General features: G+C 62.7%; 12 protein-coding genes. 6 read left to right on the plus strand and 6 right to left on the minus strand.

The genetic code is table 11. From position 1 onward, the window contains the following. Window positions 1-29: 29 nt before the first annotated feature. The 4 genes from QWU44_RS08570 to QWU44_RS08585 form a co-directional block, all read right to left on the minus strand. On the minus strand, window positions 30-1,175 hold the full coding sequence (locus tag QWU44_RS08570) for a transglycosylase family protein (RefSeq protein WP_370915257.1): 1,146 nt from the start codon (window positions 1,173-1,175) through the stop codon (window positions 30-32). Window positions 1,176-1,399: 224 nt separating this feature from the next. Beyond that, window positions 1,400-2,236: an energy-coupling factor transporter transmembrane component T gene (locus tag QWU44_RS08575; protein WP_370915258.1), complete on the minus strand. Its 837-nt coding sequence runs from the start codon at window positions 2,234-2,236 to the stop codon at window positions 1,400-1,402. Then, the gene (locus tag QWU44_RS08580) at window positions 2,230-4,365 is read right to left on the minus strand and encodes an ECF transporter S component (protein ID WP_370915259.1); all 2,136 of its coding nucleotides are present in this window, start codon (window positions 4,363-4,365) and stop codon (window positions 2,230-2,232) included. Before QWU44_RS08580 ends, QWU44_RS08575 begins: the two co-directional genes overlap by 7 nt. Before the next feature lie 224 nt (window positions 4,366-4,589). Further along, a complete protein-coding gene (locus tag QWU44_RS08585) occupies window positions 4,590-5,438 on the minus strand; it encodes a TatD family hydrolase (RefSeq protein WP_370915260.1) in 849 nt (282 codons plus the stop codon). A gap of 198 nt (window positions 5,439-5,636) precedes the next feature. Here QWU44_RS08585 and QWU44_RS08590 point away from each other — a divergent pair, with 198 nt between their 5' ends. From QWU44_RS08590 to QWU44_RS08615, 6 genes are read left to right on the plus strand one after another with little or no spacing between them, the layout of a single operon-like run. After that, entirely contained in the window at window positions 5,637-6,215 is a 579-nt protein-coding gene (locus QWU44_RS08590) for an MptD family putative ECF transporter S component (protein WP_370915261.1), read from the plus strand. Continuing rightward, complete coding sequence (locus QWU44_RS08595) at window positions 6,212-6,931, plus strand: energy-coupling factor transporter transmembrane component T (protein WP_370915262.1); 720 nt, start codon at window positions 6,212-6,214, stop codon at window positions 6,929-6,931. The genes QWU44_RS08590 and QWU44_RS08595 overlap by 4 nt, the downstream gene beginning before the upstream one ends. Then, the gene (locus QWU44_RS08600) at window positions 6,928-8,433 is read left to right on the plus strand and encodes an ABC transporter ATP-binding protein (RefSeq protein ID WP_370915263.1); all 1,506 of its coding nucleotides are present in this window, start codon (window positions 6,928-6,930) and stop codon (window positions 8,431-8,433) included. Before QWU44_RS08595 ends, QWU44_RS08600 begins: the two co-directional genes overlap by 4 nt. 12 nt (window positions 8,434-8,445) lie before the next feature. Continuing rightward, window positions 8,446-10,242, plus strand: coding sequence for an ABC transporter ATP-binding protein (locus tag QWU44_RS08605; RefSeq protein WP_370915264.1), 1,797 nt, complete (start codon window positions 8,446-8,448; stop codon window positions 10,240-10,242). A 5-nt stretch (window positions 10,243-10,247) separates the two neighbouring features. Next, window positions 10,248-12,011 (plus strand): ABC transporter ATP-binding protein, encoded by a 1,764-nt coding sequence (locus QWU44_RS08610; protein ID WP_370915265.1) that lies wholly within the window; start codon window positions 10,248-10,250, stop codon window positions 12,009-12,011. A 13-nt stretch (window positions 12,012-12,024) separates the two neighbouring features. Then, the gene (locus tag QWU44_RS08615) at window positions 12,025-12,666 is read left to right on the plus strand and encodes a TetR/AcrR family transcriptional regulator (protein ID WP_370915266.1); all 642 of its coding nucleotides are present in this window, start codon (window positions 12,025-12,027) and stop codon (window positions 12,664-12,666) included. Between the two features lie 16 nt (window positions 12,667-12,682). Here QWU44_RS08615 and QWU44_RS08620 read toward each other — a convergent pair whose 3' ends face one another. After that, on the minus strand, window positions 12,683-13,483 hold the full coding sequence (locus QWU44_RS08620) for an HAD-IIA family hydrolase (protein ID WP_370915369.1): 801 nt from the start codon (window positions 13,481-13,483) through the stop codon (window positions 12,683-12,685). 55 nt (window positions 13,484-13,538) lie between these two features. Continuing rightward, the gene (locus QWU44_RS08625; RefSeq protein ID WP_370915267.1) at window positions 13,539-15,812 is read right to left on the minus strand and encodes a hypothetical protein; all 2,274 of its coding nucleotides are present in this window, start codon (window positions 15,810-15,812) and stop codon (window positions 13,539-13,541) included. Window positions 15,813-16,003 lie beyond the last annotated feature (191 nt).

Consider the following 16,003-nt stretch of genomic DNA (forward strand, 5'->3'; position numbering starts at 1 on the left):
TACCACAGACCCCTGGTGTTTCGGTGGCGTTACCGGATTCCGAGCTGCCGGGTACACGCGGGCCATGCGCCCCACCCCTGACCGGCACGAACCTTCTCGCCGATTGCGATCTGCTGTTCCCGCGTTGCCATCCATGCCTCCGGTGCATACTGACCACCACCGAATCCGAGCCAGGTTGAGGGGGTGAACTGCAGACCACCGGAGAAACCGTTTCCGGTGTTGATGGACCAGTTGCCGCCGGCTTCACACTGCGCGAGTGTGTCCCACACCGATCCGTTGGACACCGCAGGCGCAGCAGGCTTGGTCCCCCGGGCGATGGTCGCCGGAACAGCCGGGGTGACATCCTTCTCCTCGATGACGTTGTTCGCCATTTCCTTGCCGTTGACATAGCGAATCTGACGTACGATACGACGGCCACCGGGCACCCCCTCCACCGTCACGGTCTCTGTACCGACAGTCGCCTCGGGATCATCGACATAGATCGGATCGACAGTGAACGGAACAATATCCGTCACCGTGTCCGTGTGAATCCGGTCGATGACGACGTTAACCCCGTCAACCAGGCGGGTATCCGCGGCGGGACTCAGCGTATCTTCTGCCCCCAATACCACCCCCTGCGCCTCAAGCAGATCCCCGACCGTCGCGACAGCCTCGGTGACGGTCGCCATCGAGCCACCGTCATAGAGATCCACGGTCTTCGGGGTAGTCACCTCCAACGTGAAACCGGAGGTCGGCAATGCCGTGGAACGCTGTGCGCTCAACACATCATCGGAACCGATGAACCCGAGCTCATCGACCAGCGCCCCGACCGTGAGGGCCGTGGTCTCCACCATGTGCTCAACACCGTCGACACTGACGGTGACAGGCCGGACGGTACGTACGACAATGCGTGAATCCTGACCGGTCAAACGCGCGTCAAGGTCGGGTGTCACAACAGTTTCGGTCGATCTAACATCAACCCCCGCCTCATCCAGGACAGCATCGACGGTGGAAGACATCGTGGCCAGTCGGATGGTTTCACCATCCACATCAACGGCGACGTCCTTCTTCGCCACCACCGCCAGCCCGCCACCAACCATGAGCGTCGCGAGCATGCCCCCCGTTGCGACCCGTAGGGGGACGGAATGAGTGCCGTTGAGACGGTTGATGCGAGACTGTCGGTGCTGTGCTGTCATGACTGTGGAGTTGAAAACCTGTCTGCCTCGGATGACCAGTGGATGCCGGACCACACTTAACAACCGGGAAAAACACGGTTGTGATCCGACACAATCACCACCAAGTTACGGTAATCAACTCGCAGTTGTCGACCCTTCAGCAAACCTTAAGCAACATGAGTCACACCAGGTAACAGATGGTTTCTCGAGCACCGCCAGCACCACGACGGTACAGACCCCGGATGTCAGCCGAGAAGGAACAAACCCAGGACACTGGCTACGACGATGAGCACGGGAAGTACCCAGTGCACGGCACGGATGCCGACAGCATGGTGCAGTGTGCGGCGTCGATAAGCCCCGAATGCCCGACCGTCGACGGCGACGGCGAGCTGCTCGCCCTGCCGCATCGACGCAGCGAGGACCGGAACAGTCGCAAGGGCAAGCACCCTCGGACGAGCGCCTGCCCGACCCCGGGCACGCAACCCGGCCATCCGGGTGACAGTCACGATGTCACGACCGATGATCCGCAAATAGCGCATACCCAGACCCAACACATCCACCACCCGGTAACTGACGGGAACATAACGCAGCACAGTGTCGGTGAGTTCACGCCAGGTCACCAACAACAGAAGCGGAGCCCCCGCCGTTCCGGCTGCCGTTGTCCGTAACCCGCCGGTCATCCCCTGGAGCACCTTCTCCCTGGGCGGATCCCCGGGCAGCCAGTTCACCGGCGGCGAGGGTACAGCCGGTTCAGGCAGCCAGAACAGAAAACTCAGCCCCACAACAACCACGAGAACAGGCACGCATACCGTGGCCGCAAGCCCCCATCTCGGGTTGAGAAGCCAGATGGCGAAGAGAGTCACCCCCAGGACCACCGCGGGCAGCGCAGGCCCCTGCGCCAACAGGGTCACCACCATCGGAACCGTGACCGCCACGGTGGTCAACAACGGGTGCGCCCATCGACTCCGGTCACTGCAGCGGTCCCAGGCACATACCACCGCCGTACGCTCCTCGGGGGTCAAAGGGGTGCCGTGGTCCCCGGCAGGTACTTCCCGATCAGGAACTGATCTGGATTTCACCATGGTGTCACTCCTTCCGTAGACCCGGAAACCAGGTGCATCCGGTGTGTCGCCACGGCTGCCGCAAAGTCAGGGTCATGCGTGGCGATCAACGTCACCCGTTCCGCGGCATGGGTGTTGATGGCATCAGCAAGCTGGCGGGCGCCGGTTCCGTCCTGCGAACTCGTCGGTTCATCAAGCAGCACCAGGTCCGGATCGGAGATCAGGGCGACAAGGACGGCCAGTCGTTGACGCTGACCACCGGAAAGCTGCAGCGGATGCCTGGCTCCGGCGTCAGCAAGCCCGATCATCTCCCGCCACTGTGCAAGTTCCCCAGCACCCACAGCAAGACCGGCTGCTGTCGCAGCGGAGCGAAGTTCGCCGTCGACAGTGCCATTGAGGATGAGATCACCGCTACGCTGCGGCGCCCAACCAATTCCCCCACGGATGCGTTCCGCCCGTCCAGGAGTGATGCGCCCCTCCAATCCATGGTCGACCCCGGTGAGAGCACGAATCAACGTGGTCTTTCCGGCGCCGTTCGGACCTGTCAACGCGACCACTGCGCCAAGCGGGACAGCGGTGGTGACGTCGTGGAGAAGTTGTTTTCCATGTCCGTGCACTCCGACGCGGTCCAGCTCCAGGGCGGTTCTCCCGGGCCCGGTCCCCGGCGTCCGACCACACCCGGAGCCCCGGAACACCGCCGTAGTATTCTCCGCCCACGGTTCAGGCACCCGCAGCCCGAATTCACGGCACTGCTCCGCATGCTCGGCATAGACTTCCTCAGGGGTTCCATCGACCGCGATCCCCCCGCCTGGGGAGACGATGATCACCCGATCAGCCAGACCCATGTGTGCCTCGGCACGGTGGTCAACAGCGAGAACCGTCATCCCCCTCTTCTCCCGTACCCGGTGCAATACCTCAGTGAACTGTGTCGTGGCCTCGTCATCGAGCTGGCTGGTGACCTCGTCAAGCACAAGCACGGGGGTATCCAGGACCAGTGCCGCGGCGAGCACGAGGCGCTGCTGCTCTCCGCCGGAAAGGGTCCAGGGGTCCCGCAACGGATGAATGTGGGTCAGACCGACGTCATCGAGTGCCGCCAATGAACGCCGAGTGCCTTCCTCCGCGGGGACACAGAGGTGGTCGAGACCACGCCGCACCTCATCAATGACCGTTGCCGCGAACAACTGACTCTCCGGATGCTGCCATACCGCCGAAACCCGACGGCTAACTTCAGCGACCGATGCCACGGTGCCGTCCGGACCCGCGACCACAATGCCGTCGATGGTGATCGTTCCACTGGTCTCTGCCGGGAAACCGGCCCCGAGTGCACCTGCAACGGACAGAGCGATCGTCGACTTGCCGGAGCCGGTCGGACCAGACACAAGCGTGTAGCTGCCTGCCGCGAGTGTGAGACTGACGTCACTGACTGCTGGAGCCGGAGCTCCCGGATAGGTGACCGTGACGTGATCCAGTACCACCTCCGCGGCCTCCGGCCGCACCTGTACACCCGGCTCCCGGGAAGGACGCGGAACATCCACGGACCGCGCGGTGTCCAGCGCGATACCACGGAGATCAAACCCGGCGCTGACCAACTTCCGCGCGAGAAGCCAGGCCAACCAGCCATAGATGAGGCCCAGACCGATTCGCACGACTCCAGCCATGATGATCCAGATGGTGTCCAGGAGCAGAAACTCACGGTAAAAGAACATGGAGATCCAGTTCACCGCACCTACTGCCGCGCTGGCGAGCATCGCAGCGAGCAACCACCCGCTGCTGGTGTCTCGGTTCCCACGCATCGTCCACGGTGCGAGCACCGCATCTATGATCAGACCCGATATCGGGGAGAACGGATTGAACCCCACGATGCCAGCCACCACCGAGGTCACCGTCGCCACCCCAGGACGCCGGAGCAGAAGCGCCGCCGTGATCATCGGGAGCATCCAGGGGAACGGCGTCGGGAACGCCAGCCAGGGAACCGTCGCCCGGAGCATCCATCCGATCGGTCGAACAACCTGGATGATCAGCCCTGACGCGGCTCCCAGAACACAACAGACGATGAGCGCCCGGGTGGTGAGGCTGGGTAGCCGTAGTCGGTTCCACCGCAGCCTGGTGTCCGGCTCCGTCCTCCCGTTCACAGCGGCGTCAGCGGGCATCAACCCACGCACCCCTCCCGGAGAAGTCGAAATGCAGCGGCTGGGACGAGTGCGGTAGTTGCGGTAACACAGAGGGATCCTCTCGGCGGGGTCGGACAGAGAGACACGAGCGCCGGACGGAGAACGGAGCCTCAGCTCCCCCGGTGGGCTCCGGCGGAATGACCATCAGGCACACCTTATCTCAACCATCTGCTTCATCTGCGCTCCCAGCCTTTCCGGGACGCTCAGCCCGGAAGGGTCAGTCCGTAGACCCGGTCGAACGTGGAATTAACCTCATCCGCGAGTTCCCTGACCTCCACGCCACGAACCTCGGCGATACAGGCGTAGGTGTGCCCTATGAGTGCCGGTTCGTTCTTCGATCCGCGGTACGGGACCGGCGTCATGTAGGGGGCGTCGGTTTCCACGAGTAACTGTCCTGCGGGGGCGATCCGCGCCGCCTCCCGCAGGTGGTCATTCGCATTGAAGGTGACATTGCCACTGAAGGAGAGGACATAGCCGCGTGACAGTGCCTCCTCCGCCACATCCAGTGGAGAGGAGAAGCAGTGCAGCATCACCTCACGAGGAGCCGGGGAATCGGCGAGTATCCGCAGGAGATCGGCGTCAGCCTCCCGGTTGTGGATCATCAGTGTGCGGCCCGAATTTACGGCTAGGTCGATGTGCCAGCGGAGCGCCTCCTCTTGGATATCCATCGGGGCGCAGGTCTCGGAGTGATTGATCCAGTAGGCATCCAGACCGGTCTCCCCGATCGCGACACAGCGCGGATCACGAGCCATTTCGGCGAGTCGGGTCCGGACTGTGTCATCCATCTGATCCGCTCTCGTGGGGTGCACCGCACACGCCGCGTAGACCCGCTCGTGACTGTTGGCCGCCGCGAGTGCGGCACACGCTTCCTCCAGCCCATCCCCCACGGTGCAGAGCTTCTCGACACCAGCGTCCACGGCACGGGCAACGAGAGCACCGATCTCCTCCGGGGTGCGGGCACCACAGCTCGCGAGGTGCGTGTGGGCATCCACCATCCCCGCAATTCGGTCAGCGGGGACAGGTGTGGGGCGGGGCTTTTTGTTCTTGGCCATGTCGCTCGATTCTAACGGCCCCGGGGCAGGTTCCCACGCCCATCCAAACACCCCTACCAACATGTGTAAGCCTATGCTATTACTGAATAGCAATCACCATTATGTGAAGTAGATCAGAAGCAGCCTTTCGTGCACTATGCGAAAGATCAAAAGACCAGGTAGTCGCTCCGCGACTCTCACCACTCCAAGGAGCACCGCGTGTCATCCCGCCTCGACACCAGAGATTTCATCAACGTCGGTATCTTCACCGTCATCTACTTCGTCGTTCTCTTCCTGACCGGAATGCTCGGGATCATCAGTCCGTTGAGCATGTTCATCGGATTCACCGTGGGGCTCCTGCTCAACGGCACCGTCGTCACCCTCTACCTCGCCCGTACCCCGAAGATGGGCGCCCTGACCCTCCTGAGCCTGCTCGTCGGCATACTTCTGTTCCTCACCGGCCATCCGTGGATCGCCCCGGTCGTGAGCACCATGGCAGGCTTCGCGGGAGACGTCGCTTTCGCCCGACTACGTGGCACCTGGCGGGTACCGGTGGCCTACGCGTTTCTCTCCCTGCTGTACCTGGCCCCGTGGATGCCGATGTTCTACAACTCGGAAGCCTACTTCGCGTACATCGCCGATGAAATGGGCCAGGACTACGCCGACACCCTGGCCAGTTTCCTACAACCGTGGACCCTGCTGTTGTGGGCCGGCATTCTCTTCGTTGTCGCTTTGATCGGAGGACGGATCGGGGTGCGCATCGGACGGCGTAGTTTCGCGCGGGCTGGGCTGGCGTGAAAAATCCTGACCCGCGCACCCTCCTTCTGTTGCTGCTCACCGTCAATGCACTGGTGATGGGGAACACCGACCAACTGGTGATCGCTGTAGCGGCACTGGTCACGAGCCTGGCACTGGTGGGTGCTGGTCGACTGCGGTGGGCGGTTCTGCTTCTACTCTCGTTCATTGCTCTGACCGCCGCCGCCCATATGGTCCCCGACCTCTGGCAGAACCCTGTGACGGCACTGATCGGAGTGCTGGCCTATTGGATCGCCAGATTTACGGTCGCGTTCGGGGTCGCGGTCTACGTCCTCGTCCAGTTACGCCCGGCAGAACTGAATGCGGCACTCCGCAGGATGCACGCACCGAACTGGCTCATCATTCCGCTGGCCGTTGTCGTCAGGTTCCTCCCTGCACTGTTCACAGAGACCCGTGCGATCAACGAAGCGATGAGCCTGCGCGGTATCCGGCCCGGAGCCTTTGGGCTACTGTTCCACCCGCTGCGCTTCGGTCTGTACGTCGTCATACCCTTGTTGTCCTCGGCAGTCCGGATCAGCGATGAACTCGCGGCCGCAGCTCTGATCCGTGGTCTGGGTGCCACGAAGCATCCCGACGGATCCACCATTCGGCCGACCACGGTCACGAGGATCGGCTTCGGTGCTGCGGATCTCATCCTCCTCATCGCCATTGCTGCTCTCGTAGCACTGAACTTCAGCGGATGGAGGTTGCCGCGATGACGGACACCGGGCTAATCACCCTCGACGAAGCAAGTTTCAGCTATGGCAGCACACGCGCCCCCGGGGCCGAGGACATATTCGGTCCCGCCCCAGACGTGACTAGAACGGAACCCGAGCACGGGGTCGCCGATATCACCATGCACTGTGCACCGGGCAGTCTCACACTGCTGTGCGGGCCCTCCGGGTCGGGTAAATCGACCGTTCTGCGCCTCATCAACGGTTTGAACCCACATTTCCACTCCGGAGATGTGACAGGAACGATCCGCGTCAGCGGGGTCGACATGCCAACCACCCCACTGGTCCAGGTCGGTCGATTGAGCGCTACCGTGTTCCAGAATCCCCGTACACAGTTCTTCACGTCGACGGTCACAACCGAACTTGCCTTCACCCGGGAGAACTTCGGACACGACCCCGAGTTGATCCGGCGGCAGATCGACAGTGCGGCCCTCCGCTGCAGGATCGACGAACTCCTCGGGCGACGCCTGTCGACGCTCTCCGGTGGACAGCTCCAGCGGGTCGCCTGCGCCTGCGCCGTCGTCGCCGGTGTACCTGTCCTCCTGCTCGACGAGGCGACTTCGAATCTCTCTCCGCAGGCGATCGATGAACTCAGTGATCTACTCGTGGAGCTCAAGTCGGAGGGAACGACGATCATCACCGCCGAACACCGGCTCCATCACCTGCGGGAGCTCACGGACGAGGTGTACTACCTCCGCGACGGGCGCATCAAGCACCACTTCACCGGGCAGGAGTTCTTCGATCTCGATGAGGGAACACGGCGAGCTCTGGGACTCAGGTCACTCACCCGCCCGACGCCGCCCAACCCCACCGCAGATTCGGGTTCTCCCGATACCACCGACGGACTGGAGCTGCGGGACATCCGCTTCTCCTACGGGAGGACCCCCGTGCTGAACATCGACCGAATGGTTTTCCCGGCGGGTGTCATCACGGGATTGATCGGACCCAACGGAGTGGGAAAGACCACTCTCGCACGACTGATCTGCGGACTCGAAAAACCTGCACGCGGTGGCCGTATCACCTTGGCAGGCAAAACTCTCTCCGCTCGGGCCCGGGCGGCGGCCGGGTACATCGTCATGCAGGACACCGGACGCCAACTGTTCGCGGACACCGTCCTCGACGAAGTCACCCTTGGCACCCCCGGAGACCACGACGCTGCCGAACTTCTAGCGGCGCTCGGATTGGCGGACACCGCCTCCCGGCATCCCCTGTCGCTGTCCGGTGGGCAGCGGCAACGGCTGGTCATCGCCACAGCATTGGCACAGAACAAGAAAGTTTACATCTTCGACGAGCCGACGTCCGGGGTGGACCTCGCACACCTGGAGGCGATCGCCGCCAAGCTACGGGAACTCGCCGACGCCGGTGCCGTGGTCATCGTCATCACCCACGACGCCGAGCTGATCTCCGCCTGCTGCGACCGCGTCATCGAGTTGTCCGGCCACCGGGAACGATCTTCGCACACGGTCCCCGCCCAACAACCAGAGTAAGGAGAATCACCCATGACAGCACCCCAGGTGAAACAGTCCACGACCGTGCAAACGGTGGAGGACCCCAAAGCCAGGTCAGCGGCGGAGAAAGCCGCCCTGAAGGAACTGCTCGCCCCCGTGTCGAAAGCCCTGCTACTCGGACGGGTATTCGGAGTACTCTCCGGGATCACCGCCATCGCCCCCTACATCGCTCTCGTCCGACTGGGCACGATATTGCTCGATGCCCGGGCAGCCGGGGTGCCCCCGGACGGTGGAGATGTCCGTTCCGTCACCGCGTGGCTCATCGGCGCGTTCCTCCTCCAGGCGATGTTCATGTTCATCGGTCTAGGAATCACACACCACGCCGATCTCAGACTCGGGGCACTCGTGCGGCGCGCCCTGATCGCCAGAGTCGCCACCGCCCCGTTAGCGTGGTTCACGGACACCAACTCCGGACGGGTCCGCAAGGCGGTACAGGATGACATCCGCACACTGCACACACTTATCGCCCACGCCCCGGTGGAGACGGCGGCCGCTGTCTCAGCGCCAACGGCGCTCATCATCTACGCGTTCGTCGTCGACTGGCGGTTGGGCCTGCTCGCCATCGCGAATCTTCCCGTTTACATACTCATCATGGCCCTGTCCATGCGGGGCATGGCAGAGAAAACCGTGGAGATGGATGTCCTGCTCGGGGACGTCTCCGCAACCGCCGTGGAATTCGCCGAGGGTATCGAGGTGGTCAAGGCGTTCGGCCAGACCGGCCGTGCGCACCGACGCTTCGCCGATGCTGCGGACCGCTTCGCGAATTTCTTCTACGACTGGTGCGGCCCACAGATGCGCACGTCTTCGCTCGCTGAGTCGATGATCAGTGTCCCGCTGCTCATGCTCGTCAACGTCACCGGTGGTGCCTTCCTCGTCCGCAGTGGCGCAGTCACCGTCCCCGATGTCCTCGCAACCACACTCATCTCCCTGGTGATCCCAGCGGCGATCACCGTCGTCGCCACCTCGAGCTGGGCCTACATGACCGCCGGGGCATCAGCGATCCGGTTGCAGGAAACCCTCGACACCCCCTCCCTCAGAGCCGGTGCCGGAGCAGAACCTGACAGCCACACGATCCGGTTCGAGGACGTGAGCTTCGCCTACGGGGATACTCTCGCGGTGGATCACGTCACTATGACCTGCCCCGAGGGAACCATCACCGCTCTCGTCGGTCCCTCCGGATCCGGAAAGTCCACCCTCGCGACGATGCTCGCCCGGTTCACCGACCCCGATTCCGGACGCATCACCCTCGGTGGCGTCGACCTCAGGAACTTCACCACCAGACAGCTCTACCAGCACGTCAGTTTCGTACTTCAGAACCCGAAGCTGCTCCGCCTGTCTGTCCGCGAGAACATCCGGCTCGCCACACCCGGGGCGACGGACGAGGAGATCTGGGCCGCCGCCGAATCCGCCCACATCGCTGATGAGATCCGTGCTCTCCCAGAGGGGCTGGACACCGTCATCGGTGGGCCCGACGGCACCACCCTGTCAGGTGGGCAGTCTCAACGTATCGCCATCGCGCGCGCACTACTCGCCGACGCCCCCGTGCTCATCCTCGATGAGGCACTGGCCGCGACTGACCCCGACGCCGAATCCGCGATCCAGCAGGCACTGAACACACTGGTCATCGGCCGCACTGTCTTGGTCATTGCGCACCGGCCCGAATCCGTGTTCGGCGCAGATCAGGTCATCAGGCTCGCCGAGGGCCGTATCACCGACACACTCACCGGCGAGCAGGTCACCGATGACGCAATCGCCACCCTCATGGGACAACCCCGAAACAGGAAGTGACCATCATGGCTGCCACACGATTCGATCCACTCCAGCTCGCCGTCCTACGCAGGCAGATGAGCCCCGAGGGAAACCGGGAATTCACCGTCCATCTCACTGTGAGTGTCGCCAGCGGAATCTTCGAGGGGCTCGCACTACTGTCACTGCTTCCCGCCGCTGCGGCGCTCGCAACCGGCGAGACCGCAGCGGGGTTGCCGTTCGGTGCTTGGCTCGGAATCCTCGCGATTCTCGCTGTCGTTACCTTCTACAGTCGCTACCGCCAGGCGGTGACGGGTTACGGTGCCGTCACCGACTACATGCGCTGTACCCACCACGCCCTCGGAGACCATCTCGCGACCCTGCCCCTCGGATGGTTCAGTTCCGCCTCAACCGGGGGACTGTCGAGGTTGGTGTCCAGCGGCTTCATGCTCGTCTCGCAGATCCTCGCGCACATGCTCCACGCCGTAGTCACCCAGGTGAGTTCACTGGTCGTCGTCACCATCGGGGTGTGGATCTGGGACTGGCGGATCGGCTTGACCCTCACCCTCACCACGCCGTTGATCTTCGCCAGCCTGGCGTTGCTGAGAAGGTACAAGAATCTCAGTGATCAGAAGGTCGCCCGCACCGACCGCGAACTGTCCGACCGGCTGGTGGAGTTCGCGATCTGCCAACCCGAGCTCCGCGCGGCAGGCCACACAGATGACTTCGGTCCCCTTGTCCTGGCGGGCGAGCACAATGACTCCGAGAGAATGCGGGACTTGAAGCTCTCCGTCGTTCTCCTCGGAATCAACGGGCTTGTTCTTCAGATGGCCGTCGTCGCGCTCATCACCGCAGCCACACTCGTCGCCACCGCTGGTTCGATGAACCCGGTCGAAACCGTGGCTTTCATCGGGTTGATACTCCGGTACAGCCAGAATCTCCAGATACTCAGCGATTCCTTCACCGCAGTGACCGTCGCTCAGGCCCCCATCGCCCGCATGGGTGCCATCCTCGACACACCCGTCTTCGAAGAGCCCACACAGCCTGCCGTTCTCGACGCCCCCGGTCGTGTCGAGCTCCGGGACGTCAGCTTCGGTTATAGCGACGGGACCCCGGTTCTCCGGAGCATCTCCTTCACCGCGGAATCCGGCACCCTCACCGCGCTCGTCGGCCCCTCCGGTTCAGGAAAGACGACCATCGCCCGCCTGATCTGCCGCTTCTACGACACGGATGAAGGATCGGTGTGTGTGGGCGGGGCGGACGTACGTGACCAGTCCACAGAACAGTTGATGAAGCAGGTGTCGATGGTATTCCAGGACGTCTATCTCTTCGACGACACACTCGAGGCCAACATCCGGATCGGCCGACCTGACGCCACGGACGAGGAGGTGCGTGAAGCCGGACGCATGGCCGGTGTCGACGCCATCGCAGACCGTCTCGGGTGGGACGCGAAAGTCGGTGAGGGAGGCCGTTCGCTGTCCGGGGGTGAACGCCAACGAGTGTCCGTCGCCCGGGCGCTGCTGAAGAAGGCACCGATCGTGCTCCTCGATGAGGCGACCGCCGCCCTCGACGCGGAGAACGAGGCCAACATCGTCGCATCCGTCGCGGAGCTGGCCAGACATTCCACCGTCATCGCGATCGCCCACAAGCTGGACACCGTCAGGGCCGCTGACCAGATCATCGTTCTGGATGACGAAGGGCGCGCCGTACAGAAGGGAACCCATGCGGAGCTCATCTCCGGGGAAGGACCCTACAGGCGTTTCTGCAGGCGTCGCGAAGCTGCGGCAGGGTGGCGTCTGACACAATCCTGATAGCCTTTGCCCCATGGAACCATGTCAGCCCCCGCGCCGGAAGACTGGCCCCAAACCTGTGTTCACTCTCGATCAGGCGGTGGACGCCGCCATCGCGCAGGGAATCGACCGTTTCACACTCACCGGTGTGGCCAAGATCCTTGGGGTTGCAGCCCCCAGCCTCTACCGGGTCGTCGACTCCCGCGATGACCTGCTCATGCATTGTTTCCGCCGCGCCACTGAAGAGCTAGATCTGCCGGATCCCACGTCGAGCTGGCAGAACCAGTTGCGCGAATACACGGACGCAATCTGGAGAATGTGCAGGGCCTACCCCGGTATCGCACAATCGCTGTTAACCTTCCCCGGGTCACACTTCGCCATCCAGGACTACCTGGACGACCTGACCCGGGGACTAGTCCACGGCGGTTTTCCCGGCGGGGATGATGACATGCACTTCATCGTTGACATGCTCGGAGACAATGTGCTCGTCGCAAGTATGGTCACCCAGTCACTACGCGACGGTGACGGATTCGAGTTGGCCAGGCAGCGTCTCGGCTCCGTCCGTAGCGAGGACAGGCAGCACTTCCCGATCCGGGAAGATCTGTGGGACTACAACTGGCTGCAACGCAAAACCGAATTCGCGATCCGGGGACTGGAACTCCAATTAGGCAACTGAACCGGACCGCACCGGCTCAGTTTTTCTTCGCGGATTCCTTCATAGGTTGCAGAAGCTGGTTGACGCCATCAAGAATCTCATTGGACTGGAACGGGAACTCACGGATCGATTCTTTTGAGGAAATCCCCGAGAGCACCAGGACGGTGTACAACCCGGCCTCCATGCCCGCGACGATATCTGTGTCCATCCGGTCTCCGATCATACCGGTGTGTTCACTGTGCGCACCGATCTTGTTCAACGCCGACCGGAACATCATCGGATTGGGTTTCCCGACCACATATGGTTCCTTCCTGGTTGCCTTCGTGATCAGCGCAGTGATGGCTCCCGTCGCGGGGAGTATCCCCTCCGCACTCGGCCCTGTGGCATCTGGATTCGTCGCGATGAACCTGGCCCCCTCGTCGATGAGGCGGATCGCCTTGGTGATTGCCTCAAACGAGTAGTTTCGGGTCTCCCCCACCACCACGAAGTCGGGCTCCCTATCCGTCAACACGAATCCGGCTTCATGCAGCGCCGTGATGATACCCGCCTCACCAATCACGTACGCGGTACCACCACGGGCCTGCTCCTTCAGGAACGTCGCCGTAGCAAGAGCGGAGGTCCAGATCCGCTCCTCGGGTACATCAAGCCCCGAATCCTGGAGTCGGGCGGCCAGATCACGCGGCGTGTAGATGGAATTATTTGTGAGTACCAGGAACGGCGTTTCATCCTTCTTCCAGGTCTCGATGAGATTCTGGGCACCGGGGAGTGCCTTGTTCTCATGAACGAGGACGCCGTCCATGTCCGTGAGCCAACTGGAAATATCTGATCTAGTACGCATGACCTCCACGGTAGCCCATCTGTACAGCGTCGAGGGACGGCTCATGTTTCCACGACTACTGGTAGCGCGTGGTCCCTTCGGGGCCGACATCATTCGACACAAGTCGCGCATAGCAGTCGTTCGGACCCCACCCCTCGTTCCGGCACCACTGTAGGGCCCCGTCAGCGGTCGGGAACCCCACACCGGACAGTGTGACCCACCATTCCTTACGGTCATAGTTCCGCCAGTCACCACTCCACACCAGCCGTGACGTGGGGTACCTATCCCGGAACTTCAAGTGCGTACGAAGGATGGAGTCACAGTCGTGCCCACCCGTACCTGGTTGCATGGACGCCAACTGGGGTTGCCAGAGACCGGCGAGTTCATCGGCGACGATGGGGCGGTCACGCCGCCGGATCTCCTCCAGTGCCCCGCACGCGGTGGATGATGCCTCCTCTGGCCCTAGTCCGCTACTTCGAGCGATCTCAACCGCTGGTTCATCGTCGATTCGTGAGTCCCCGGACCACTCACCGTCATCCCGCCCTTGTTTCTCACCACGTTCACACTCGACGAGGATGAGTCCACCGGACAGTTCAAGCGTCCCCGACACCGTACCCGGAGATGCGGCCTTATCCCCCGCGAGACTTCCCGGGGCGATCCAATAGCTGCCCTCTGGGAAGCTGAATGTCACAGTCCGTCCCCCAGGCGGAATGACGATGGGCGACGCCGACAGGTCGAACACCCCACTCGCAACGGTGATCCCGCTCTGGGTTCTCAACCGAAGAACGAAATCCCGACCGTGGAGTACATCTCCCTCCGGGCAGGCGGGTTTGACAAACATGTCAGCGGAGAGGATCCCCGAGTCCAGCGACAGAACATCGGCACGCAGTTCGGGGACTCGTCCACACGCGGTGAGTGCATGTGGGTCACTGCGGGACACATCCACCGACGATCCAGTATCGGAATCCCCCACCCCGGCGACGGTGATGTTCTCCTGCCCGGGGAGCGAAGTGACGAGATCTCCCGTCGCACGGTAGAAATTCACACCGGCCCGGTCACTCACAATGAGACCGTCTGGTGCCGTAGCGACTCCGCCACCGGCTCCAGTGACGGATAGTGTCCACACCACATCACCCGTTGCGAGGTCGACCGCCTGACCGGTGGTAGTAAACAGTCGCTGGCCGTCTGTTCCCACCGGCTCCCCGGGATCCTCAACAGGCCCGCTCCAGAGGACATCCCTGGTTGCAATGTCAATACCGATACGGCCCCCCGACGCGGTGAACACAGCGGTGTCCCCCACCACGACGAGACTACGCACACTAGAGAAGGAAGTCGCCGCCCACAGAATCAGATCGACGATGACGTCACCGTTGTCGAGGTCCACCAGATCTCCACCGGCGATGGCGATGCCCCGTGGTGTCGTGCTCACCTGCCAGGACGGTAGAATTACCGACTCGTAGTCACCGATGATTGTCCCGTTTATGGCAGTCAGCGTTCCCCCTCCGGCGGGGCCGCCGCTGGCACCGGGGGCGGGGTTCGTGCAGGGCTGGGAGAACAACGGCCCGTCCGGCCCTGGGACCGCAGAGAATGTGGCGCCCATGGTGAGGATCTCGAGGGTGTCCGGATCGAACACGAAGGTTCCCGCACTGCCGGTGTCTAGCCCAATCGAACCGTTGAATGTCGCGGAGGGCACCGGATCACCGAGGATCGGGCACATCTGGGATGTGGCGATCGTTTTGATCGACCAATCGGTACCTTTGATGTCCCTTCTGGCCAGCAGATAACCGTCACCTCCATCGGGGTAACCATGGAGGTACACCGCGCCACGGTAGACGAAACCACCCACGAGCCTCCGCATGATGCCCGTCGCCACCGGATTCCCTACGAGCTCCTCTCCGCCACCGGTGACCGCATCAATCAAACGGGCTCCCGTACCGGCGGACCTACACACAAGCTGTCCGGAATGCGCGAAATCCGGAAAACACCCCAGTTCATCGTCCCTCCACATCTCGGTACCTGTACCGGTGTCGTACGCGACTACACCATCGCCGTCGGAGTCGAGCACCGCCACGCCCCGCTCGACGTAGAGCGGAGCCCTTGCTATGGGGTTTGATCCAGGTGCTCCGGATGCTCTCATCGATAGGGAGGGGGCGTGCCATTCAGCGACGGGAGTCGTGGGAAATGTGACCCGCGACAGGTACGGGGAACTGATGGTGTGCGTATCCGTCCCGGAAATATCCCCATCCGAGTCGGCTCCTGTGCCACCGGAAAACCCCGGAACCCGGCAGGCGACGACACCGAGAAGAAACACCGCAGCGAGGGTCCGGAGAATAACATTCCACGGCTTCACACCGGCATGGGACCGACCTGAACCATGAGGATAGAACACTGCTGCCAGCTCCCGGGGTAATAGGCCGTCGCCGAGAGCGAGCCCCCAATGGACTCCGGAAACCCTAGGCTACGTGCACGAACAACTAATTACCTGAGAGTACCGGAGTCGATGTAACGGGTGACCATGGAAAGGGGGAACGTGGCGCCGGT

The organism is Corynebacterium sp. CCM 9203 (assembly GCF_041357675.1).
Classification (GTDB): domain Bacteria; phylum Actinomycetota; class Actinomycetes; order Mycobacteriales; family Mycobacteriaceae; genus Corynebacterium.